19 protein-coding genes are annotated in these 23704 nt (G+C 57.1%); 6 read left to right on the top strand and 13 right to left on the bottom strand.

Features of this window, described 5'->3' with window-relative positions; all coding sequences use genetic code 11:
* Nucleotides 1-28 precede the first annotated feature (28 nt).
* From FN806_RS12850 to FN806_RS12900, 11 genes are all read right to left on the bottom strand, one after another.
* The gene (locus FN806_RS12850) at nucleotides 29-763 is read right to left on the bottom strand and encodes an ATP-binding cassette domain-containing protein (RefSeq protein ID WP_142637743.1); all 735 of its coding nucleotides are present in this window, start codon (nucleotides 761-763) and stop codon (nucleotides 29-31) included.
* Nucleotides 760-1971, bottom strand: coding sequence for an alanine racemase (locus tag FN806_RS12855; protein WP_142637745.1), 1212 nt, complete (start codon nucleotides 1969-1971; stop codon nucleotides 760-762). The genes FN806_RS12850 and FN806_RS12855 overlap by 4 nt, the downstream gene beginning before the upstream one ends.
* 16 nt (nucleotides 1972-1987) lie before the next feature.
* On the bottom strand, nucleotides 1988-2941 hold the full coding sequence (locus FN806_RS12860; protein WP_142637747.1) for an ABC transporter permease: 954 nt from the start codon (nucleotides 2939-2941) through the stop codon (nucleotides 1988-1990).
* A gap of 61 nt (nucleotides 2942-3002) precedes the next feature.
* Nucleotides 3003-4052 (bottom strand): substrate-binding domain-containing protein, encoded by a 1050-nt coding sequence (locus FN806_RS12865; RefSeq protein ID WP_221929487.1) that lies wholly within the window; start codon nucleotides 4050-4052, stop codon nucleotides 3003-3005.
* Nucleotides 4053-4063: 11 nt separating this feature from the next.
* Nucleotides 4064-5329 carry a M20 family metallopeptidase gene (locus tag FN806_RS12870; protein WP_142637749.1) on the bottom strand — a complete coding sequence of 422 codons (1266 nt, stop codon included), beginning with the start codon at nucleotides 5327-5329 and terminating at the stop codon, nucleotides 4064-4066.
* Nucleotides 5326-6510: an ROK family transcriptional regulator gene (locus tag FN806_RS12875; protein WP_142637751.1), complete on the bottom strand. Its 1185-nt coding sequence runs from the start codon at nucleotides 6508-6510 to the stop codon at nucleotides 5326-5328. Before FN806_RS12875 ends, FN806_RS12870 begins: the two co-directional genes overlap by 4 nt.
* A gap of 257 nt (nucleotides 6511-6767) precedes the next feature.
* Nucleotides 6768-7781 carry an Ldh family oxidoreductase gene (locus FN806_RS12880; protein ID WP_142637753.1) on the bottom strand — a complete coding sequence of 338 codons (1014 nt, stop codon included), beginning with the start codon at nucleotides 7779-7781 and terminating at the stop codon, nucleotides 6768-6770.
* Between the two features lie 12 nt (nucleotides 7782-7793).
* On the bottom strand, nucleotides 7794-8423 hold the full coding sequence (locus FN806_RS12885; RefSeq protein ID WP_142637755.1) for a DUF3726 domain-containing protein: 630 nt from the start codon (nucleotides 8421-8423) through the stop codon (nucleotides 7794-7796).
* On the bottom strand, nucleotides 8420-10108 hold the full coding sequence (locus FN806_RS12890; RefSeq protein ID WP_142637757.1) for a hypothetical protein: 1689 nt from the start codon (nucleotides 10106-10108) through the stop codon (nucleotides 8420-8422). Before FN806_RS12890 ends, FN806_RS12885 begins: the two co-directional genes overlap by 4 nt.
* A 4-nt stretch (nucleotides 10109-10112) precedes the next feature.
* Nucleotides 10113-11087, bottom strand: coding sequence for a membrane dipeptidase (locus tag FN806_RS12895; protein ID WP_142637759.1), 975 nt, complete (start codon nucleotides 11085-11087; stop codon nucleotides 10113-10115).
* Nucleotides 11087-12529: an aldehyde dehydrogenase family protein gene (locus FN806_RS12900; RefSeq protein WP_142637761.1), complete on the bottom strand. Its 1443-nt coding sequence runs from the start codon at nucleotides 12527-12529 to the stop codon at nucleotides 11087-11089. Before FN806_RS12900 ends, FN806_RS12895 begins: the two co-directional genes overlap by 1 nt.
* 98 nt (nucleotides 12530-12627) lie before the next feature.
* Between FN806_RS12900 and FN806_RS12905 the strand changes: the two genes are divergently transcribed.
* The 5 genes from FN806_RS12905 (at nucleotide 12628) to FN806_RS12925 (ending at nucleotide 18530) form a co-directional block, all read left to right on the top strand.
* The gene (locus FN806_RS12905) at nucleotides 12628-13515 is read left to right on the top strand and encodes a LysR family transcriptional regulator (RefSeq protein WP_142637763.1); all 888 of its coding nucleotides are present in this window, start codon (nucleotides 12628-12630) and stop codon (nucleotides 13513-13515) included.
* 341 nt (nucleotides 13516-13856) lie between these two features.
* Complete coding sequence (locus FN806_RS12910; RefSeq protein WP_142637765.1) at nucleotides 13857-14807, top strand: ABC transporter substrate-binding protein; 951 nt, start codon at nucleotides 13857-13859, stop codon at nucleotides 14805-14807.
* Between the two features lie 77 nt (nucleotides 14808-14884).
* Nucleotides 14885-15922, top strand: a complete 1038-nt coding sequence (locus FN806_RS12915) for a quaternary amine ABC transporter ATP-binding protein (RefSeq protein WP_142637767.1) — start codon at nucleotides 14885-14887, stop codon at nucleotides 15920-15922.
* Nucleotides 15915-17504, top strand: a complete 1590-nt coding sequence (locus tag FN806_RS12920; RefSeq protein WP_142637769.1) for an ABC transporter permease — start codon at nucleotides 15915-15917, stop codon at nucleotides 17502-17504. The genes FN806_RS12915 and FN806_RS12920 overlap by 8 nt, the downstream gene beginning before the upstream one ends.
* Before the next feature lie 51 nt (nucleotides 17505-17555).
* Nucleotides 17556-18530: an arginase family protein gene (locus FN806_RS12925; protein WP_142637771.1), complete on the top strand. Its 975-nt coding sequence runs from the start codon at nucleotides 17556-17558 to the stop codon at nucleotides 18528-18530.
* Here FN806_RS12925 and speB read toward each other — a convergent pair.
* Nucleotides 18527-19495, bottom strand: a complete 969-nt coding sequence (gene speB, locus FN806_RS12930; protein WP_142637773.1) for an agmatinase — start codon at nucleotides 19493-19495, stop codon at nucleotides 18527-18529. The genes FN806_RS12925 and speB overlap by 4 nt on opposite strands.
* 60 nt (nucleotides 19496-19555) lie before the next feature.
* Nucleotides 19556-21073, bottom strand: coding sequence for a trimethylamine methyltransferase family protein (locus FN806_RS12935; RefSeq protein WP_142637775.1), 1518 nt, complete (start codon nucleotides 21071-21073; stop codon nucleotides 19556-19558).
* Between the two features lie 184 nt (nucleotides 21074-21257).
* On the opposite strand from FN806_RS12935, the gene FN806_RS12940 reads away from it, so the two are divergent.
* Nucleotides 21258-23693, top strand: a complete 2436-nt coding sequence (locus FN806_RS12940; RefSeq protein ID WP_142637777.1) for a GcvT family protein — start codon at nucleotides 21258-21260, stop codon at nucleotides 23691-23693.
* The last annotated feature ends 11 nt before the right edge of the window (nucleotides 23694-23704 follow it).

Below are 23704 nucleotides of genomic sequence, written 5' to 3' on the forward strand. Positions count from 1 at the left end.
GATGGGGACAGGGCTGCGCTTTGCGCCATCAACTATGTACACCGGTGATCATGGCGACAATTTCGTTCTTGTCGGTCTCGGCAGTTGTTCTGACGCCTATCTGTTCACCCCGGCGTAAAACGCAGATGCGGTCGGCAAGACGAAAAACCTGATCCAGGGAATGGCTGATTATCAAAATTGCCAGATTGCGATCCTTAAGTGACGCGACGAGGTCCTCAACCTTCGCAGTCTCTGCAACGCCAAGTGCTGCAGTTGGTTCATCCAGAAGGATCAATTTGCTGGCCCAATGGGTTGCTCGCGCGATAGCAATGCCCTGTCTTTGGCCTCCGCTCAAATCACGTATGGCTGCGCGCTCAGAGGGGATGCGCACGTCAAGCTGATCAACAAGGCTTTGGGTTTCGGCACGCATGCGTTCTTTATCCAGCAGTCCAAAGGGTTTGCGCGTCAGTTCGCGGCCCAGAAACATGTTCATATAAACCGGCTGTTCGTCAGCCAATGCGAGGTCCTGATAGACCACCTCAATACCATGTGATCGAGCCGCGCTTGCATCCGAAAAACCGACTTCTTCGCCGTCAAGCGCGATCTCGCCGCTGGTTGGTCGATGCACGCCAGAGATGATCTTGACGAGCGTGGATTTACCCGCGCCATTATCACCGACCAGAGCCACGATTTCACCGGGGTAGAGGTCCAGTGAAAAATTCTGGATCGCGACCACTCCGCCAAAAGATTTGTGGATTTGCTTGAGGGAAAGAACCGGAGTCATTGCGCAAAGGCTCCCGGCCAGCTGACGTGGTCGCCAAAACCGTTTTCGATTGAGGTAAGCTCTGGCATTCCGCTGTCTACGCCTTTTATCCCGGCAACCAAAGCGCGGGTCACAAAGGCCTGCCCACGGAAACCGAAGACAACCGTGTCGCCTGGTGCGGGGTTTTGATCGCTGTCGCTGTCGATCATGGCGTAGTAATCTATTGCGGAATAATCAGGAATTTCGACATTTCGCAGGGCTGACCGGCTGATTGTCGGGCTGCTGCTGACCAGCGCCCGAACCTGGTATTTCGGGAAAACCGGATCGATATAGAGCCCGCCGCCAAAGCAATAGGCTTTCCCGCCGTGATGGTGCGAGACCTCGGAAAGGTAAAGTACGGCGGGATCCTCAGGAAGGTCTTCTACCGCATGGAGAGGCGTCGTGCCATGTAGGCCATTGCCCGGTTCAACCTGCGTGGCCCCGGCTTCGGCTAATGCTGGAAGAACAGCTGAAGATGTCGTTCCGGGGGCATTGATTTCGATCTCCGTACGCCCAGCACGCGCCAGAGCTTCTGCAGCCATGTTGAGCGTGTGGAGGTTTGGGGTCGGCACAACCTTGCGGGCATCCTGGTCGAAAAGCAGGGCGGGAAAGGTTGTAATGCCTGCAAAGCGCCCGCCCTGCAGCGCATCCAAACGGTCGGCCACCGCCAGGATATCATTCGCGTCAAATCCTCCCTCGTGGCCACGATAGAACGTATCCCCTTCGGTCTGGATGCGCGCCATCAGTGCCTGTTCTCTCTCGGCCCGAGCAGAGGCGTCCGCCGCCTCTTTTGCCTTGTTGTCCGAGAATACCGTCCAATAGTCCGGGCGTAGTTTGGCTGCGGCGAAGAGAGCTTCTTGGCGGGGCACCTGTACAAGGTGACCCAAATGACCTGTCCTTAAGCCAGCGCGGTCACATGCCAAGGCGCAGGCCATATCCACGGCGACGGACCGGCTGATGCCACCGCGCATGACCGCCTGACAAAAGCCGGAATGGCGACCCACCTGTTTGGTCATGGCAAAAGTTGTAAGGCCATGCCCACGGGCCACATCAGAGAAAAGGCGCGCGTTGCGTTCGACGGCATCCAGGTCAAGCACATAGGCGTTTGCGGGGATCTTCCCTTGTTGATGCAAGGCCATGGCGGCCTCGATGAACTTGGGGTTGCGACGTATGAGAAGATCAAGAAACATTGGGTTGCTCCGGTGTCTATCGGCGGATTTCGCGGAGTGAAATTGCTACGGCGATCAGTATGATCAGCCCGCGTACGATCATCTGGTCCGAGACCTGAAGCCCCATCAGGATCAGCCCGTTATTCAGCATTCCCATCATGAGCGAGCCCAAAAGCGCACCTATTATGGATCCCTTGCCGCCATTAAGCGCAGTGCCACCTACGATGACAGCGGCAATGACCGTCATCAGATCGCTTTCGCCCATTGTATATTTGGCGGCTTGAATGCGCCCGGCATAGAGCAAACCAGCCAGCCCAGCGGTTGCGCCGCACAAGGTCAGAACCATCAGCCGGATACGGGGAACCCTGATGCCAGAGACTTGGGCTGCGCGGGCATTGTCCCCAACGGCCAGAACGTGTGCGCCAAAACGTGTGTGCCGGTAGGTGACATGGCCAATCAGCACTGCAATCACGGTCCAGATAACAAGTGAAGGTACACCAAACAGCTTGCCCGAGCCGAAGACCCCGGTGAAAGTCCCGTTAACGACAGGAATGGATCGCAGATCGGTCATCGAACGCGCAATTCCGGCAAATAAACCCATGGTGGCCAAGGTCACCAGAAATGATGGCAACCGCAGATAGGCCACCAATGCACCATTGAACGCGCCGATCAGAATGCCTGCGCCAAGCCCCGCTGCGACACCCAGGATCATTGGGCCGTTCTGCATCGCAACAGCTGCCGAGAGGGCTGCAACTGCAACGACAGAGCCAAAACTCAGGTCGATCTCTCCGGCTGACAGGGCAAAGACCAATCCGATGGCCATGATCGTGGCTGGGGCTGTCTGAAGGACGATATTTGTCAGATTCCGACTGGTCAGAAACCCGTCATCGTAGAGAGTGATCCCAAAAAACAGAAAGATCGCAAGAAAGCCGAAATAAATGACGCAGCGCTGTAGATCCAAGTCGCGCATACGTTGAAAAGCCTGTTCCATGGATGCCTCTGGGAATATCCGGTTGCGGCAGGTCGCGAGTGGCGACCTGCCCATCAGGTCTCTACTTCGATGTCAGACTGGCTGGTGCATCAATATTCAGCGAGTTTTGCCATCCATCGGCAACGTTGTCCGCTGTGACTGTCAATGCAGGGGCTACAACAAAGGATGGTACCTCCTCGCCCAGCAGGTCGAGCACGGCACTGGCGGCCATTGCACGCCCCAGTTCATAGGCTTCATCGGCAACAATCGCCGCGACATTCCCACCCTGAACCATATCAAGGGCAATCGGCTCTGACAGATCCAATGTCACGATCTTGGTCGAGGTGTTTCCGCTCGTCCGCAGCGCTGCAAGAATACCCTCTGCCGGACCAGCCCAAGTTACGTAGATTCCACCCAGGTCTGGGTTTTTCAGCAGCATAGCATTGGCAATCTCTTCGGCGCGCGCAGGATCAGAAATGCCTTGTTCTGCAACGATTGTGATGTTCGGATAGTCGTTCTCAATCGTGGTCTTGAAAGCGTTGTCGCGCTGATTGGTCACATAATAATCTGCGTCGTGATAAATCCATCCAACTGTTCCTTCATTGCCCATGGCAGCCGCAAGCGCATCCGCCGCTTGTTTGCCCATCTGAAACAGGTCATCCGTCACGATTGCCGCATAGTCGTCCGGGTGCTTGTAGCCGGCCGGCAGGTTCGAGAGGAAACTTAGGGCAACTCCGGCCTCTTTTGCCTCTGCAAATGCTGCGGCAGAGGTCACCGGGTCCAGAGGAAGCGACAGAATGATATTGGGCGATTTGGCCATGACCGTCTCGATATCGCTACGTTGTTTTGCAGCATCAAATCCTGCGCTTGTCACGGCAACAACCTCTATCCCCAGACGCGCAAATTCATCGCTGGCACCTGCTGTTACCGCATTCACAAAGTCGGATTGGTCATGCCACAGCAAAGCAGCGGAATATCCAGCCTCTTTCACCTTTTCGACATCATCATCAGCGACAACAACCATTGATGAAGGGGTGGCACTTTCCCCCGCTGGACCGATGGTTTCGGCGTATAAGCTGCCCGCCAGCGCGAACATCGCGGTAGCGGCAAATGTGCTTCTAACAAGTGACATGTTTGTCCTCCTCAGGTTGGATGCATTGCGAGCGTGTCCGACGCACCGAACTGCGCTATGAAAAGCGCAAAGGCCCGGACGGCGGCGAGGTATTCTTCGACCTCAATTCGTTCTTCAAAAGTATGCGCCACGGCGATATCACCCGGTGCGCAGTAAACGGTTGGACAGCCGATCTGTTCAGTTAAAAATGGCATCTCAGACCAGTAGGGCGCGCCGCCGATTTCTACTTTTCGGGACAGAGTTTGCTGTACACAGTTCTGCAACAGGCGAACCGCCTCAGTATCGGGGTCGTTTTCAACTGGAGAGCCGCCCTTGGGATGATCACGACCGGCTGGGTAGTCGATGCACACCTCTATGCCCGTGGGTAGGTGATCCAGGCCAAGCGCTGATTCCAATGCTGCCGCTGCAACATCAAGCATTTCGCCAGGTCTAAGTTTCCGGATCAGCGAGAGCCTGCATTCTCCGGGCACTGCGATAAACCCGCCGCCATCGATATGCGTCACCAGAACAGAAGAGGCACCGACAAGGTCATGACGCGGGCCTGCGTTCAGTTCTTTTTCATGATCCCAGATTTTCGACAGAAGCGTATGCGTTGCTTTCAATGCATCGACCCCCAATTCGGGTCGGCCGAAATAAGCTGTCTTTCCAGTTATCGTGATCTCGGCGATAAAGAACCCGATCTGGGCGGAATAAATGTCCAAACTCGTTGGCTCGACATAGATCGCGAAATCAGGACGGGGGATTTCGGCGGACTTGATGCGTCCAACCAGATCTTTCGCCCCGGCGCTGACGCCGCTGCCAGGTTCACCGCTTTCTTCGTCACCGATGAAGGCAAAGGTCAGACTGGCTGAAGGCATAACGCCAAGTTTTTGCAGCAGGCGATACCCGGCAATCGCAGCGCAAATCCCACCCTTGAGGTCGCTTGCCCCACGCGACCAGATGTGCCCGTCCTGTTGGGCCGCGCCGAATGGATTTTTGCGTGCATCGTCTTCCCAATATTCCTCCCAGCCCCGGACATGCACCGTATCCGTATGGCCCAAAATCATGAGGTTGGGTCCCTCCACAGAAGCAATTCCCCAGACATTTTCGCGTTCACCCGCGAAACAGCCCCGTCCGGTATTCAGGCCCAGGGCCATAAGTTGCTGGTCCAGAAAACGCGCAAAACGTGTTTCATTGCCCGTCACGCTTTCGATGGACAGGGCATTGCGCAACAGAGTCAGGTCTGCATCAGCATCCTGTTCTTGACGCAAGCGTTCTGAAAGAGCCATAGCGGTCATGACATACTTGCCTTGAAGGTATCGAGCGCTGGAGGTGGTACGTTGATCTCGGCACCCTTCTGACCCTCGGCGAAAAGAGAAATATGTAGGTGCGACAGGGCTATAGACACACCTCCGGCAAGGGCAGCATGCGGACCCAGCTTTGAGGGCTGGATCTCTATTTCACGGGGGTAGCACTGGGCGGCAAAGCGTCTGATCCGGTGCATCAACTCGTCACGCGCGCCGATAGAGCCCCCCATCACGATAAGGGACGGATCAAGGACCGCTACAATCGACGCCGAAGCCCGCGCGATCTGACAAGCGACATTGTCCAGCGTTTGCTCAGCTGCTTTGTCGCCGTTATTGGCAGCCTCAAAGATCGCAGGAACTGAGCAAGTTTTGCCCGTAAGCATCCTGTATTCGCCGATGATTGCATCGGTGGCGGTTACGCGTTCCAGCGCGCCTATTTTATGGCTTTCCTTTGCAATGGGATCGGCACCAAAGGGAAGAAAACCTATTTCGCCAGCTGCACCAGATGCGCCACGCAGCAAAATACCTCCGACGACGATTCCTGCACCAATTCCGGTTCCGACGGAAACGAAGACCAGATCATCCTGGTCGCTTCGATGATCCATCCAATGCTCGCCCAGAGCGGCAAGGTTGACGTCATTTTCGACAAGGATATCTATCCCAAGCCGTTCGTTCAAAGTGCCAGCAAGATCAATCTGATCCAGCCCGGCTATGTTAGGCGCCATCAGGACCGCGCCGGTCCTGCTGTCCGGCACGCCTGGGACACCGACGACAGCTATTTTCAATTCGCCTGACGGGCATTGGGGGTCGTCTGCGGTTGCGCGAACCATACGGGCAACCTGATCGACCAATTGTCTGCCGCCGCTTTGTTCTGTCGGCTCTACGCGCTCGGCCAGAACGCGACCGGTCAGATCGCATAGTGCGACCCTGATCTTTGTTCCACCCAGATCGACGCTGGCGACCGTTGCCGCATCCGGAGCGATTTCATATACCACAGCGCGGCGTCCGACATGCCCCTCGGTCTGACCGACTGTCCGCACCCAGCCATCGCTTTCTAGGTTTCCCACAATTTCCGAGATTGTCTGTTTCGAAAGACCGGTCAGCTTCGACACGCTGGCGCGCGAAATGGGCCCATAGGTCGCAATCGCCTGAACGACCGCACTTTGAGACATTCGTCGAGAGATTTTCGTCTGCGTTGCCACGTCGATTCCATTTATTCGTTCTGTTACCGAACTAAATATGGAGTGCGATTTGAGTCAACCCGGTTTTTCTGCGCTAAAGCATGAAATACGAAAAATGAGCCTGCTGCGTCCGGGTCGAATTTTGGCTAAAGGCTTGGAAGCCGTTCTGAAAATTGGTGCTGGGTCAGAAGGTTTGGGTAAGGGTGCCCGAACCAGAAAGAATCTGATTGCGGGCTAAGAAAACCGGCTTATCCCAAGATGGCCTCGATCTTTTCAAGGGTCGCAATATTTACAGCCACGCCTTGTGTGGCCGATGCGACGCGTTTTGCGCGTCGGCCATCGCCAGGCAAATGTGCATCGTCTTGCGATCGAATGGCGTCGACGAGTTCCTCGATGCCCTGAGCAAAGCCACCCGACGACGATGTCGCCACAGGGTCGATCGCAATGAAAAACTGTCCGGTCTTAGGCGGGCCGCCAGCGGTTCCTGAAAAGGGCGAGGCGTTGATGCCCAGAGTGGCCCCTGTAAGAGCGGCCGCCATAACTTCGGTCAGAAGGGCCACACCGACGCCCTTGTACCCACCAGAAGGTGCCATGGAGCCCTTGAGGCCCACATTGGGATCAGTGGTCGGGTTGCCCTCGGAGTCCAATGCCCACCCAACGGGGATCGGCCTTCCTTCTCTGGCATGTTTCATGACCTCGCTCTTGGCGATTGTGCTGGCGCTTTGATCGATCAGCAGGGCGGGTTGCCCATCTGTACCGGGTACGGCAACGGAAAAGGGGTTGGTCCCTACAACCGGCTTTGCGCCACCCGATGGCGCGATCGAGGCTGGCGCGTTGGTAAAACCAAGCCCGACAAGCCCGGCCTGTGCCAGACGATAGGTGTGATAGCCCAGCACGCCGCAGTTATAGCTGTTGCAGATGCTCAGCACGGCAACGCCCTGTTCGCGCGCAGCGGTGATCAGCGTCTCATACCCGAGATCGATGGCTGAATGGGCAAATCCGGTTGCGGCATCTACGGTAACTACACCTGACTTGGGCCGTGTCATGACCGGTTTGGCAAGCCCGTCGACCTTGCCACATTGGACATGCTCACAATAGATCGGGATATAGGCCAGTCCATGGCTTGCCACGCCGTCCGCCTCGGTTGCCGCGGTCGCAACCGCCAGCGGGCGGGCGTTTTCCGGTGAAGTCCCCGCAGCAACAAGCGCGCGAAACGACAGGTCTTCGATTTCGTTCAGAGTAAGGGTCCGGGTCTCGGTCAAATCAGTACCTCATCAGTCATTATCAGAAAGCCCGGCCCCTGCACCCAGCAGGCGGGATTCCTCGGTTGCGGGGGCATAGGTGCGGTGGGCAAAGCGATTCAGCGTTGCCCAAGCCTGATCAGTCGGGGCGGCGCGGGTCTGATGTGGGCTGGGGCCTGTGCGCTGTTCCCCCAGCGAAACCACCACCCTGCGCGCCTGGGCGGGTAAGGTATCTGGGGTCGACACGGAATACCCATCACATGCCGCCAGATGCCCATCACAATCAAGCACCACACAGCCCTTGAGTTCACGTGCCGCATAGGCAGCAAAGGGCAGTAACAGGGCAGGGATTGCAATGTTGGCCATCTCAACCGGTCCGGCGCGCAGCTGTTCGGCACAATCCGACAGCAAGGTGCCAGTGGCCAGAGGGCACAAAGCGCCCTTGCCCTGCCATGGGCCCTGCATCGCATCTGGTCTGTGATCTGCCGGCGCCGCAGCCAAACCCAAGTCCAGCAGGTGGGCCAGCTCTGCCGTCCCGTCCAGCCCATGCCCGCACAACCAGCGTGTGGCTTTGGCGGCCTCTTCTGCCAGACCCCAGGCATACCCTGCCCCTCGGGCAGCGCGTTTAGAGGTGGCTTCGATCTCGTTCAGTGAATAGGTCATTGCGGCAACTCCGGATAAACCCACAGATCGGCATTTTCCGGCGTTAGCTCATCAGGATATGGTGCGCCGGAGTACATGCAGATCCGCACCCAGCGGTCCGACCGGGGGTCAAAATGGGTTGCCCCAAAAAACGACAGCTTGGCCCGCAGCATGTCGATAGGCAGGACAGCGGCGCTGATCGTGTTGTCGTGGATTTCACCATAGGGGGCTACTCGGCTCATTTGAGCGCGGCGCAGGGTGTGGCGATGTTCAGGATGGCGCAGCAGAAACTCTGCAACGGAGGAGCGAGTATCCCATTCGGCAAGTGCCTTAAACGCCATCGCGGCGTCACGGGCCGGGGCAAGGGGCTGTTCGTAACCGGCTATCGGTTCCTCAAAGCGCTCACCCAGTCGCGGCTCCAGCTTCTCCTCGGAGACATACCAGGCCCGCGCACAGTTTTCCGCTGCGTTCCAATCCAGATCCAAGGCCCAGCCAAAACTGTTACTGATCAGATCGCGCGCAGCGCCTACCGACATTGATCCATCAATCACATGGGCACTTGAATTACTGTCGGCCATACAACAGCTCAGCCCATCGACCAATTCGCCATAGGGCTCAAGGATAAGCGAGGCGAGCAGTTCCTGGCCCTCCTCGCTCAGCGCGGATTGCGACCACAGGATCAACCGATCCCAGGGTTGGTTCTGCGTCAGATCATCCCTGTCCAGATACCCAGAGATTGCCTGCAGATCGTTGTTGAGCGCCGCCAGCTTATCGCGCTGGACCGGATGCTCAGACTGCCACCAGGACATCGAGAGTTTGCTACGATCATAGATGCCACGGAATTGACGGGCCTCATCTTCCGAGGCGCTCAAGAGCGACCGTACACGGGCGATGGCCTCCTCTCGCGCCATGATCCAGTTATTGAACAAGATCGGATGGTTGACGATGAACGGGGCCATGCCCAGACCTGTGGAATTGCCAATGCCGAGCCAACTGGCGATCTGCGGATCTAACTGCGCGGTTTGATCGCCGCCCTTCACTTGGGCCATATGCTGCACCAGATCGCGCACAAAGGTCCGGGTCAGGTAGACCGACAACATCTCGGTCTGGAACGGGCCGTTGACCTCGGGGCGACTGGCTGTTTTCTCGCGATCTGCAGCCCCAAACTTGCCGGAACCATACACGGCGGTTGTCCGCATCAGGTAGCCAACCTGATAAATCTGTTCCAGATCAGGTTGTTGACCAGCGGCCAGACGGTCGACCACATGTGCCCACAGGCGGACTGACCGGTTGGCGCGCGACAATGACAGTTCTGACTCGCTGACGCGCCCGGCCTCTTGCACTGGTACGTTTTGCGACAGGCGGTGAATATCATCCGCCGTCGGAATGCCGTCAAATAGCGCGAAGGTGGCATCCCAGGCCTCGGCGATGACCCGGTCCGAGCGTTTTTCGGGCGGCAGATCATGGGCAAACGCCACAAGAGAATATGCGTGATCAGGGCCTTGCGCGGTATAGACCGCATGGCCAACGCCGTGTTCGTCAATCTCGAACGCAGGGCGGGAAAAACTCCAGTTTTCCTGCGCCATACGGCGGGTCAGTTGCCGCATAAAGCTGAGACGGCATTGATGCAGCGAGCCCAGCCGCGACAGCCGCATGACCATCGCGGGATCACGTCTGACATTTTCAGTCTGCACGCGTGTATTCATAGTGTTACCCTTGTGGGACGAAGTTCTCGGCGAAGAACTGATACCAATTCCTGCCCATGATCCCGGCCACTTCGTCATCGTTCAGGCCGGTCGCGCGTAACCCTTGTTCGATGTTCCCAAAATCTCGGTTGTCCTGAAACCAGCCCGGCATGGGCGGAAAGCCTGGTGCCGAAGCGGATCCCTCGCCATAGTCGATTTCCTTGGTCCAGCGGCCAACCCGCATCCATTCCACAATGCTGTCGGGTTGATCCTGACACAGGTCTGTGCCGATCCCCAGATGCTGCGCGCCGTATTTGTCGGCGGCGCGTGCGATCATCTCGCAAAAACTGTCCAGCGTGCAGTCGGATTTATCTTTCAGATGGTGGGGATAAACCGAAAAGCCAAGCATCCCGCCATTTTCCGTCACAGCACGAATGACATCGTCACGCTTGTTACGCAGCGCGGGCGACCAATCATACGGGTTCGCGTGAGTGATGGCTATGGGACGCTCGGACAATTCAGCGGCCTCGATGGTGGAACGGTCCGCCGAATGGCTCATGTCCACTACAAGACCTACGCGGTTCATCTCTTTGATCACCTGCTTGCCCATACGGGTGATGCCTGTGTCTTCGGCCTCATAACAGCCGGTCGCCAGCAAGGACTGGTTGTTATAGGTCAGCTGCATGAAACGGGCGCCAAGATCGTGCAGGATTTCGACTAGCCCGATATCGTCTTCGATGGGCGAGGGGTTCTGAAAGCCAAAGAACACAGCCGTCCGGCCCGTTTTACGAGCCGTATCGATATCGCTGGCCCAGCGCCCTTTCATGATCAGGTCCGGGTATTGTTCGAACCAGCGGTTCCATTTCTCGAAATTCAGAACCGTTTCGCGAAAGTTCTCGTGGTACGAGATGGTGACGTGGATCGCGTCCACGCCCCCGTCACGCAGTTGGCGGAAAATCTTTTCCGACCAGTTGGCATATTGTAGCCCGTCGATCCGCATCACACGGGGCCCGCGCTGATATAGGCGGTTTTGACCGTGGTATAGAACTCGGCCGCAGCCTTACCCTGTTCGCGCGGCCCGTAAGAGCTGTCGCCGCGGCCGCCAAAAGGCACGTGGTAGTCGGTGCCTGCAGTGGGCAGGTTCACAGTCACAACACCAGTGCGCGCATTGCGACGGAAATGCGTGGCGCGGGCCAGCGATTTGGTCACGATGCCCGAGGTCAGGCCAAAGTTGGTGTCGTTGACGACGCTCAGCGCTTCGTCATAGCTGCCAACCTTGATGACACAGGTCAGGGGCGCGAACATTTCTTCGCGGTTGATGCGCATGTCGTTGTTGGTGTTCAGAAACACGCCCGGCGACATGTAGAACCCGTCATGAGGCATCTCCAGCCGGGTTCCACCACAGGCCAGCTCGGCTCCTTCGGATTTGCCCAGATCAACATAGGCCAGGTTTTCGCTCAGCTGCTGTTGGCTGACGACGGGACCCATCTGCACGCCTTCCTCCAGCGCGTGGCCGACCTTCATCGCTTGCGCACCGGCCACCAGCTTTTCGACAAACGCGTCATGGATACCCGCATGCACGACAAGGCGCGAAGACGCCGTACATTTCTGTCCGGTGCCGCCAAACGCTCCTCCCAATGCCAGAGTAACGGCCAGATCCAGATCGGCATCGTCCATCACAGCCAGCGCGTTTTTTGATCCCATTTCCATCTGAACTTTGGTCAGGTTCTGGATGGCGGCTGCTGCGATACCCTTGCCGACCGGGACTGACCCGGTAAAGGAAATTGCATTGACCTTGGGGCTTTCGACCAGGCGTTGCCCGATGCTGCGCCCCGAACCCATGACCAGACTGAACAGACCTTTGGGGATGTCCTGACGTTCGATGATTTCGGTCAGTGCGACAGCGGATGCCGGGGTGATGTTGGCGGGTTTCCACACAACCGCGTTGCCATAGCACAGTGCTGGAGCAATCTTCCACGAGGCAGTCGCGGTAGGGAAGTTCCATGGGCTGATGATGGCGACAACGCCGACAGCTTCGCGGCGAACGTCTACTTCGATATCGGGGCGCACAGAATCCGCGTTCTCACCGATTTGACGCAGGCATTCAGCTGCGTAGTAGGTAAAGAACTGCCCGGCGCGGAACACTTCGCCTTTGCCTTCGGCCAGCGGCTTGCCTTCTTCGCGCGCCAAGAGCGTACCCAGTTCTTCGGCCCGGGCCATCATTTCATTGCCGATAGCGTTCAGAACGGCTTGCTTCCGTTCGATGCCATAGGCGGCCCATTCAGCCTGTGCAACACGGGCTTGATCCAGCGTCGCCTCAAGCTGGTCAGCGCTGGCCTGTGCAAACATGCCGACCAGATCGCTCAGGTCCGAAGGATTGCGGTTTTCGATTTCAGACTCACCTGCCAGCCATTCGCCAGCAATCAGATTCAGTTGTGTCACGTTACGCCCCAGTGCGATTTCATTTGACCTAGGATGGATTTTTTGGCGAACATCAGTCAAACTCAATTAAATGAAACAAATTGCAGAAAAACTGAAGTATGGCGATCAAGATTGAAACACTGCGCAGTTTTTGCACGGTTGTGCAGACTGGTAATCTGACCGAGGCCGCCGACCGTCTTGGACGAACGCAATCGGCGGTGTCGATGACGCTGAAGCAGCTTGAGGAGCACCTGGGTAAGAAGCTGTTCGAGGGAGAGCGCAAAAATCGACTGTCAGAAGTGGGTCGGCAGGTTCATGATTTGGCTTTGAAGCAGGTTAGACAGTTCGATCAAACAGTTCAGGATATCGAGGCAATAGCCAGCGCAGAGTACGGGCTGTTGCGGATCGTGTCTGTGCCGTCGGTGGCGGCGCTTGCCTTTCCCAAGGTGCTGAGTCACATGAATAGCCATTTCCCCGATATCAGGATCGAGCTCCGCGATACCGATACACAGCAGGTACTGGACGCAGTTGTGCAAGGAAAAGCGGATATCGGTATTGCATCCGGGTATCTTGCGCTAAACGGGGTCACAGCCACGCCCTTGTTCGAAGACAGGTTTGGGGTGGTTTGCACGGCTGCTCACCCGCTGGCACAGCAATCGGAGATGCCAACCATCGAACAGGTGGCTTCGGTTCCCTTCATACGCAATGCTCTGTGCGATCTGGTTCAGTCCCCGCGGTTTCACGCGGCGATTTCGAAGGCCGGTGTGACCATTCAGAACACCCATTCACTGATCGCATTGGTGCGCACCGAGGAATGGGTGACGGTTTTGCCGCAAACCGTTGCACGGTCTCTTCCTGAGGCTATCGTCTTCCGTCCTATAGCTGATCTCGAAGATCAAAGGCAGGTGTATCTTTATGTCTCGCAACGCTCGCGCTTTCAAACGCTGACGGACGCGTTTGGGGACTTCATCCTGAAGCAGGATCTTGTACTGGGATCTGAGGACTGACTGGATAAAATCTGTGCCCCTGTCTGAGATGGCGCCGCTTAGGGGATATTGATGGCAGACAAGCCCACTCAAGAATCGGCTGCACCTATTTCAGGCGTCATATCGATCAAGATCAGAATAAACCGAAACTAATATTCGAGAAAGACGCATATATCGATTTGTGGCATGTTGTTCTTGATGGGTCATGTGTCGGCATGTTTGAATTTTCCTGTCAAACCGGCGCGCCCGGTAACTGGCTAAGAAAGGGGGATGGAACGTCATCCCGATGTCGTTTGACAGGCGTACCGCTGCCCAGAGGGTAAGAAGAACAGCGCCTCGAACGCCCAACACGGAGAAATAATATGAACAAACTCACTATGTTACTGGGAGGCGCGTCGATGATGGTCGCTGTGCCTGCTTTTGCTGCTGACATTGTGATCGGTGTGCCGAACTGGCCATCGGTAAATGCAACAGCGCACATTCTAAAGGTTGCGATCGAACAAAATCTGGGGCTAGAGGTCGAGCTTCAGAATGGCACCAACCCGATCGTGTTCGAGGCGATGGATTCCGGCGCCATGCACGTACACCCCGAAGTGTGGATGCCGAACCAGCAGAACCTGCATGACACCTATGTAACCGAAAAGGGTACAGTTACCTTCAATTCCAATGGCGTTGAGGCATTTCAGGGAATGTGTGTCGACAAGGCGACCGCTGATGCCAATGATATCCGGTCCATTGACGACCTGACCAATCCTGACATCGCGGCACTGTTCGACAGCAATGGCGACGGGCAGGGCGAAGTATGGATCGGTGCCCCCGGCTGGGCGTCGACCAATGTCGAGAAAATCCGGGCCAAATCATATGGCTATGACCAAGTCATGGAACTGACCGAGATAGACGAAACCGTCGCCTATGCGAACCTTGATAACGCGATCAAAGCGGGTGAGCCTTGGGTGGGTTTCTGCTATACGCCGCATTACGTGTTTGAACTGCATGATCTTCAGATCCTGGAAGAGCCAGCCTATGACGCGGCAAAATGGAATGTCCTGCAGCCCACGGATGATCCGGATTGGCTGGAGAAATCCGAAGCAGGTGTCGCCTGGGATTTGGCCTATCTGCACCTTCACTATGCCAAATCTCTTGAGGATGAGTACCCCGAGGTTGCTCGGCTGTTGTCCAACATGAAACTGGATACTGCCGCTGTCTCGGCCATGACTTATGCGCTTGTCATAGATGGCAAAGAGCCGCTCGCATATGCCGAAGAATGGGTCGGTGCGAACGAAGATGCGGTTCTGAACTGGATGTCAGAGTGATCGGTAACGCTCGGAACTGAATTACAGATAGGCCGCCGGGAATGCCTGGCGGCCTGTTTTGCATTGAAGGGGCAAGTATGACCGAAACAGTCGTTAAGCTGACAGATGTCTGGAAGATTTTCGGTGCGCGGGCAGAGGAGGCCATGACCGCAGTACGGGATGAAGGGATTGGAAAGCCTGAAGTTCTTGAAAGGTATAATTGTGTGGTCGGCGTACAGGGTGCGTCTTTCGAAGTCCCGCGCGGCGAAATCTTCTGCATTATGGGTCTTTCGGGATCCGGGAAATCCACGCTGGTGCGCCACGTGAACCGCTTGATCGAGCCGACCTCAGGCAAGATCGAGATTCTGGGCCAGGACGTATCCAAAATATCCGAGGCTGAGCTGCGCCGTATCCGCGCGCAGCAGATCGGGATGGTTTTCCAGCATATGGCGCTGATGCCGCACCGATCTGTCAGAGACAATGTGGCCTATCCTTTGGAAATTCGAAAAGTGTCCAAATCCAAGCGCTGGGCAGTCTCGGACCATGCGCTGGGTCTGGTGGACCTGACCGGGTACGAAGATCGCTTGCCCAAAGAATTGTCGGGCGGGATGCAGCAGCGTGTTGGAATTGCCCGCGCGCTGGCCTCTGATCCGGAAATCCTGTTAATGGACGAGCCCTTTTCTGCGCTCGATCCGCTGATCAGGCTGCAGTTGCAGGACCAGTTCAAAGCGCTGGTCGCTCAGTTGCAGAAGACGACGTTGTTCATCACCCATGATCTGGACGAAGCGATCCGCATTGGCCACCGGATTGCGATCATGAAAGATGGTGTCATCGTTCAGATTGGCACACCGGAAGACATCGTGATGAATCCGGCTGATGACTATGTGCGCGAGTTTGTTCAGGGCATCTCCAAACTGAAACTTGTCAAGGCGCATTCAATCATGGAGCCACTGGACAGCTATTCCGGCCCGACCGACGGCGCGCCGCGCGCGGATGAGGGGGCCGATCTGGATCAGTTGATCGACCTGGCTGTCGACACGGACCTGCCGGTGATCATCACCGATGCAGGACAGGACGTGGGCGTCGTGACCAAACCGCGCCTGTTGCGCGGAATTCAGGGGGGCAAAAATGACTGATGTAACCACCGAAGTGAAAGTCACCGCCGCCTCGGATATCGAGGTCGACCATGAGGCACTGGATCGGTCCATTCACGAGTTTGCTGGTCCGAACGGGGACTATTACGTCAAGGCGTTTCACAAGATCCATGATGCAACCAGCGCGGTTCCGAATACGTTCAATCTCTGGGCCGCGGTTCTGGGGCCTTTGTGGTCAGCATCACGAGCTATCTGGGGGATGTTCTGGACCTTCCTGATCCTGGAAATCATCGCTTGGGTTCAGATCGGGCGTGGTGCCTGGGGCAATCCGGGCGCTGACATGGTGGAACGTGCCGAACGTCAGCAGGCACGCGCCGACGAGCTGCTGGCGCGGGCGGCCGATGCGACAGAGAAGGCCGATATTGACCGTTTCACCAAGCTGGCAGCGAATATACAGAAAGCCGCCGATGCCAGCTTTGGAAAAGCCGCGGCCGCGCAGTCTGAAGCGCTGAGCATCATGATCACCGGATTGCTGATGCTGCTGGTCTTCAAACTGGCACAGGGCTTCTATGCCGACCGCGTCTATGAAAAACAGTATTCAAAATGGCGGACCGATCCGGACAGTACCGAAAGTGGCCAGTCCAGGCGAAATATGGTGCTGGGGGCTGTGCTTGTTGCGGCGATTGGGCCGTTGATCGTCTACAAATTCACGGTCAATGCCTCGCTGGCCATGTTGGATGCATTCCCCGAAAAAGAAGTGTCCGCACTGATATTGGGTGAGGGCGGCGGGACCCTGTTTTCAAACCTTGCAAGCTGGATGGAGGCGCAGATAGATGCGGCCGCTCTTGCTGGCGGGGACGTATTCGATGGGATTGTCGCTGGGGTTCGGTCGGTTCTGGATGCCCTGACCATTGCGCTGATCGGGTCGCCTTGGCCGGTTGTGATGCTGGTGATATGTGTGACGGCTTGGCGGGCTGCAGGCCCCCGAGTGGCGATCTTCACGGCGTCTTCATTGGCCTATATCGCCTTGCTGGGATATTGGGATGTGGCGATGGAAACCGTGGCGCTGGTCGGTGCGGCGGTGCTGTTATGCGTTGTTTTTGGCATTCCACTGGGCATTTGGTTTGGCAAGTCCAGGCGTGCCTGCCGCGCGGCAGAGCCCGTGCTGGACTTGATGCAGACTTTGCCGGCCTTCGTCTATCTGATCCCGATTATCGCCTTCTTTGGCACCGGCAACCCGCCCGGCATTCTAGCCACGATCATCTTTGGCATGCCGCCGGTCATCCGACTGACCGCGCTGGGCATGCGCGGAGTGCCCGACAGTATCAAAGAGGCTGCAGTGGCCTTTGGGGCTTCGAAATGGCAGCTGTTGAAGGATGTCGAGATACCTCTGGCCTTGCCGTCGATCATGACCGGGGTGAACCAGACCATCCTGATGTGCCTATCGATGGTGGTGATCATTTCGCTGATCGGTGGCGGAGGGCTGGGCAAGGAAATCCTTGAGGCGTTGCAATACGCAGCCAAGGGGCCCGGCCTGTTGGGCGGCTTTGCCATTTTGTTCCTTGCTATGGTCATGGACCGTATTGTTCAGGGCGCATTCCGGCGAGAAGACGAAAGAATCTGAACTTCTATGCCCACGGCCCAAGCCGGGGGCTTTTTTTTACCGGAGGAAGAAATGGTCGACCGCTATGAGCAGTCCATGATGGACAATTTGTACTGGTGGGGCATACCGACGATGTTCCGCTGTCCCAATATCGGACCCGAGGGGCAGGATATTGCACTTGTCGGTGTGCCGCATTCGACCGGAAACGGGACAACCGAAAGGGATCAGCATCTGGGCCCGCGCGCCTTGCGGAATGTCTCGGCGGTACAGCGCAGGGTCCATTCGGTTTTTGAGATCGACCCCTGGAGCCGCGCCAAGATTGCCGATGTCGGCGATGTACCCTTTCCGCGCGCCAACGACAACGAAGACTGCATCGAACGCATTACCGCCTTTTACAAGGACATAGATACAGCAGGTGCTCGCCCGGTGTCAGTTGGCGGTGACCATTCCATTACCGGCGGGATCGTACAGGCGCTGGGCTGCGGGAAGCTGGCCGGAGGAGAGCCGATCAGCTTTCTGCATCTGGATGCGCATACGGATGTGTTCACCAAGGTCGACCACTTTCTGGGGGCAAAGAAATCCGCCGCCCATTGGGGGGCCTATCTGGCGGATCAGGGGCAGGTTGACCCAACCCGGTCGATGCAGATCGGCCTGCGAGGCCATCCGCGCAGCCTGGACTGGTTGCAGCCTTCTTACGACTATGGGTACAACATCGTCACCATGCGCGAATTTCGTCAGCGCGGGCTTGCAGATGTAGTGGCGCAGACCAAAGAGGTTCTAGGTGACCGCCCGGTCTATATCACCTTCGATCTGGATTGCCTTGACCCGACAATCGCTCCGGCGGTGTCCAATCTGGAGCCGGGCGAAAAGGGGTTCGACATTGACGAAGCCATTGGTATCCTGCGTGCCGCGCGCGGCTTGAACATTGTCGGCGGTGACGTTGTTTGCATGATGCCCACTAAGGACAGCCCCAACAATATCACCGCCCTGACCGCGGCGGCGGTGATGTTCGAGATGATCTCGATGATTGCCGAAAACACCGGTTAGCGGCGGGCGTCTACGGCCTGTGCCAGAACACACAGTAGCTCGAACATCAGTGAGATGCCCAGCCAGGCCGTGCCCCCAGCGGCATCGAAGGGGGGTGCGACCTCGACCAGATCAGCACCAACCAGATTGACACCGCTTAACTGGCGGATCACCTGCTGCGCCTGAAAGCTGTTTGGCCCGCCAATTTCCGGCGTGCCAGTGCCGGGGGCATAGGTGGGGTCCACAAAGTCGATGTCATAGGTGCAATAGGTCTGACCTGTTCCGACGATCTCCCGCACCTCGGCCATGACATCGTCAATGCCGCGGTCGAACAGTTCTTCGATGCGGATGATGCGGATGCCCTGTGCCTCGGCCCAATCGATATCTTCTGTGTTATAGGCCGTACCGCGTATGCCGACTTGGACAAAGCGCTTGGGGTCCACAAGGCCCTCTTCAACGGCACGACGAAACGGTGTGCCATGGGTGTATTTGTAGCCACCGAAATAGCTGTCGAACAGGTCGGTGTGGCTGTCGAATTGAATAAGGCCCAATGGCTCCGACTTGGCCAGAGCGCGCAAGACGGGCAGGGTGGTCAGGTGGTCGCCGCCTGCGGTTAGCGGCGTTATGCCCCGTTCGGTCAGATCGTCATAGAAAGACGTGACTCGGTTCATGGTGTCTTCGATGTCCACCGGGTTCGGCGCGACATCACCCAGATCGGCGCAATTCACCATGGTAAAAGGAGCTACACCGGTGACCGGGTTCATTGCGCGGATCATGGTCGAATAGTCGCGCAACTGCCGAGGCCCATGCCGCGCGCCTGGGCGGTTTGTGGTGCCGCCATCCCACGGGATCCCGATGATCCCAATATCAACTTCGTTGATCCGGTCGTCTTTGGGGGTCAGTCCGGGAAGGCGCATGAACGTGGGGACGCCGGCGAAACGCGCAAGCTCCATTGCCGAGACCGGCTGAAAGAAGGGGTTTGTCATGAGGGCCTCATCTGAGTGTATGTGCTGCAAGCCTACTGGCTAGAGTCGGTCGACGTAAGTCTAATAGAGAATGCGAAACCGTCTGCGGATTTCAGCGTCCTGTTCTTCGGTCAGGTATTGCGGATGATGTCGTGCCAGGATGTCCTTTGCGTGCCGGCGGGCAACCGTCCACGCATCTGCGGCCCCTTCGGTCTGCCATGTCCGGGGTTCGTTCCGGTCAGCCAGCGCTGGATAGAAGTAGTCCCGTTCCATCGCAGCATAGGTGTGGGCGCTTCCCAGAAAATGACCGTCGCCCAGTACCGCATGACAAATGGCGTCGAATCCCAGGTTTTCGTCGGTCACTTCGATGCCGCGCAAAGCGCGATAGGTGTGAGAGTGCATTTCGTCGTCAAGGACGAACCCTTCGAAACTGACGCCCAGCAACGAAGCGGTCATGCCCGAGCTTTCGTAGATCAGATTGCCGCCAGCCAGCGCCGCAGCGAGCGAGGTCATTCCTTTCTCGGCCCCGTACTGTGCGTCGATAGCTTTGGCATCAGTCATCGAGGCGGCCACTCCCGAAGGCAGCCCCAGTGCGTTAGTGATCTGTGCCGACGCCGCGTTCAGGATGGCGGTCTCACCGCTGCCACCTGCGAAGGATCCTGTGCGTAAATCAACAATGAAAGGCCAGTTCGAAAACACCATCGGAAACCCAGGCTTGATCGCGTTGACCATAACAAGGCTGGCCAGTGTCTCGGCCAAAGACTGCGCCAGAAACCCGGCGAGTGTCGCGGGTGCTGTGGCGCCCGCCTGTGCGGCGGTAATGCAGGACATCGGGATATTATGTGCGATACATTCATAGACAACATCCACCGCATCCTCGCCATAGCGCAGCGGTGAAATCACCGGGCTGATATGGGCCTTCAGAAACGGCCGCTTAGCGAACTCACCCGGCCCGCCTGCAACGATGTCGAGCATTTCGACGATCGGGGCCACATGTTCGGCAAGGGTAAACGACGTGGCAATCGGTTTGGTGGTATTGCGAACCAGAGCGTAAACCGTGTTCACGTCCAGATCGAAAACATCTGGCAGATCAGTCGCGACACAGCAGCGCGTAAACCAGCTGACATTGGCCAGCGTATCCTGAAGCCGCGTGAAATCATGCAGATCGGCCAGCGTGGATGGGCGATAGTGGCCGCTCTCCAGATCCAGCGTCTGCACCGCCGCACCGCCGGTGCCAAAGAACACACGATTTCCGCCCACTTCGATCGAGCGCGCTTCGTCCCGGCCATGAAAGGAGAAAGTCTTGGCAGCGGACCCAATAGCGTCTTCAACCAAGTTTCGAGGAAATAGCAGCCGCCCTTGCTGTCCGGTTTGTGCACCGGCTGACCGCAGGTCGTTGGCCAGCCTGTCCGGGACCTCGCCCATGCCCAGAGTTTCCAGAAGCCTTAAGGCGGTATTGTATATTTGTTTGACTTCGGACTGTGTCAAAGGTTGAAAGCGACCACCGGCTTGCCCGGGGGGGCACGGATCTATGGCGGGCTCTGCTGCGCGTTGCGCAAGACGCGCATTTCGACCGCTTCTTTTACTGCCCTTTGACAACGCCCAATCCTTTTCATGTCAGAATTCCCGGAATCGTAAAGGGCGATGCGGGGTCTCTGCAAAAGGGAAATGCGCCTTTCAGAATCCTCAATCGTAGTTTCGATTTTTCAGCACAAGCCATTCGTAAGCTGTTGCGAAGACCCGTTTTCAGCAAAACCTATTGGGGTTCAGAGGAGCAAAGCCAATGAAGTCGCGGACAAAAGTAGTGGTAATTGGTGGCGGGATCGCAGGGTGCTCAACTCTGTATCACCTGACGCAAGAAGGATGGGCAGATGTCGTCCTGGTCGAACGAAACGAGTTGACCTCTGGTACCACCTGGCATTCAGCCGCGCAGGTGACGAATTTTGGAACAAACCAGACCATGGTTGGACTGAAATCCCATTCGATCAAACTGTACCAAGACCTGTCTGCGAATCCCGACTATCCCATCAATTACCACCATGGTGACGGCGGAATCAGGTTGGCGAACACCCAAGCACAAATGCAGGGATACCGTCATTTCGCTTCGATGGCCCGGGGGATGGATGTCCATTTCGAGGTTATTGATGCCGAAGAATGCGCTCGGCGGCACCCTCTGATCTCGACCGAAAACCTAATTGGCGGGCTGTGGGATCCTTTGGACGGGGATATTGATCCGGCTCAGCTGTGTCAGGCGTTGGCCCGGGCTGCACGTTTGGCCGGGGCCGAAGTGTACCGGAATACCCCGGTTGTCGGGTTGATCCAGCACAAGGATGACACCTGGACGGTACAGACCGAACACGGTGATATCGACTGTGACATCGTGGTGAATGCCTGCGGATATCGTGTGAACGAAGTGGGCGCCTTGATGGGAGTGCACCACCCCGTGGCCTCAATGGAGCATCAGTATTTTCTGACGGAAGAAATTCCTGCAATCCGCGATGCCGGCCACCGAATGCCTTTGCTGCGATGTCCGATCAGCGATTTCTACTGTCGACAAGAAAAGAACGGCCTCTTGCTGGGGTTCTATGAACAGGACTGCAAGACCTGGGGCATGGACGGGATCGATCCAAATTTTGTAAATGCGCTTTGCCCGGACGATCTGGACCGCGTGTCGGACGTACTGGAAGGCGCTTTTGCTCGGATGCCTGCGCTGTTAGAGGCCGGGATTCACACGGTCGTCAACGGGCCGATAACCTATACGATTGATGGTGCACCACTTGTCGGGCCGATCCCGGGCAAGCGCAACGCCTTCTGTATTATCGGCCTGCGGGCTGGATTGGGTGAGGGCGGTGGCCATGGTTGGCTGTTGGCCCAGCAGATTGTGCATGGAGAGGCCTGTTATGACACCTGGTGCCTGGACCCGCGCAGGTTCACCGACCATGCGAATGTCGAACTGACGGCATTGAAGGCGGTTGAGGATTATCAAAACGAATTTCGCTTTCACCTCCCGCATGAACACCGCCCTGCAGGAAGGCCCGCCAAGACCACTGCTTTGACCCCGGTTCTAGCGGCCGAGGGCGCCGAATTCACTGTCGTCAATGGATGGGAAAGGGTGGATTACATCAAGCCTGACCCCAGCTTTGAACCGACCCTCAGTTTCGATTTTGACGAAACCTATGATCTGGTCGGGGCCGAGGTGGCAAATGTTCAGTCCAATGTCGGGTTGTCCGAGGTGAATGGTTTCAACCGTATCGAGATTACCGGCGCGGATCGGCATGCCTTTCTGGATCGTCTGTTTTGCGGTGCTGTCACGCGCCGCGACGGCAGGATTGGGCTGGGCTATCTTTTGAACCATCACGGGATGGTCAAAGCCGAAGCGACTGTGGCGAACCTGCCCGCCAGCGATCGCGGCCCTGCCCGGGTCTGGTATGGCTCGGCGGCGGCAAGTGAATTCCACGATATGGATTGGCTAAAGCAGAACCGCCACCCCGATGAAGACGTGCATTTACGCAGTCTGACCAACGACTACACCATTCTGATCCTTGCCGGCCCGAAATCACGTGATGTGCTGGCGTCCTGCGCGCGCGGTGATTGGTCCCCGGCAGCTTTTCCATGGCTGAGCGTCAGGGAGTGCTTTGTTGGCTTCGCTCCGGCAACGGTAATGGCGGTGAGTTTTTCTGGCGAACTTGCATATGAAATCCACGTTCCCAACCCTTCGCTTTATAGCGCATATCTGGCGCTGCGGCGGGCTGGAGAGCGCTTCGGCCTCAAGTTGTTTGGCGCTCGGGCGATCGACTCCATGCGGATGGAAAAGACGTTCCTGCACTGGAAGGCTGATTTGATCACCGAGTTTGATCCTTTTGAAACAGGTCTGAATCGGTTTGTGAGGTTGGAAAAGGGCGACTTCATCGGGCGCGATGCCCTGCTGAACCGTGATGCTGATGGGCCGCGGAGAAAACTCGTGCCGCTCCGGTTGGAAACCGGACAGGGACCTGCCCATGCCGGGGCTTCGCTTATGATGGGTGACACGGTTGTCGGGACAATCACCTCGGGCGAGTGGGGGCACCGCACCGGCCTCAATCTTGCCCATGGATTTGTCGATCCGTCACTTGCAGAAATCGGGTGCAAGATAGAGTTGGATCACTGTGGAAAACGGGTCAACGCAACGGTGATCGCACCTTCGCCCTATGACCCGGACCATAGCAGGCTCCGGGCTTGACGCAGAACGGG

Origin of the sequence: Ruegeria faecimaris (assembly GCF_900182615.1) — a bacterium.
GTDB lineage: Bacteria > Pseudomonadota > Alphaproteobacteria > Rhodobacterales > Rhodobacteraceae > Ruegeria > Ruegeria faecimaris.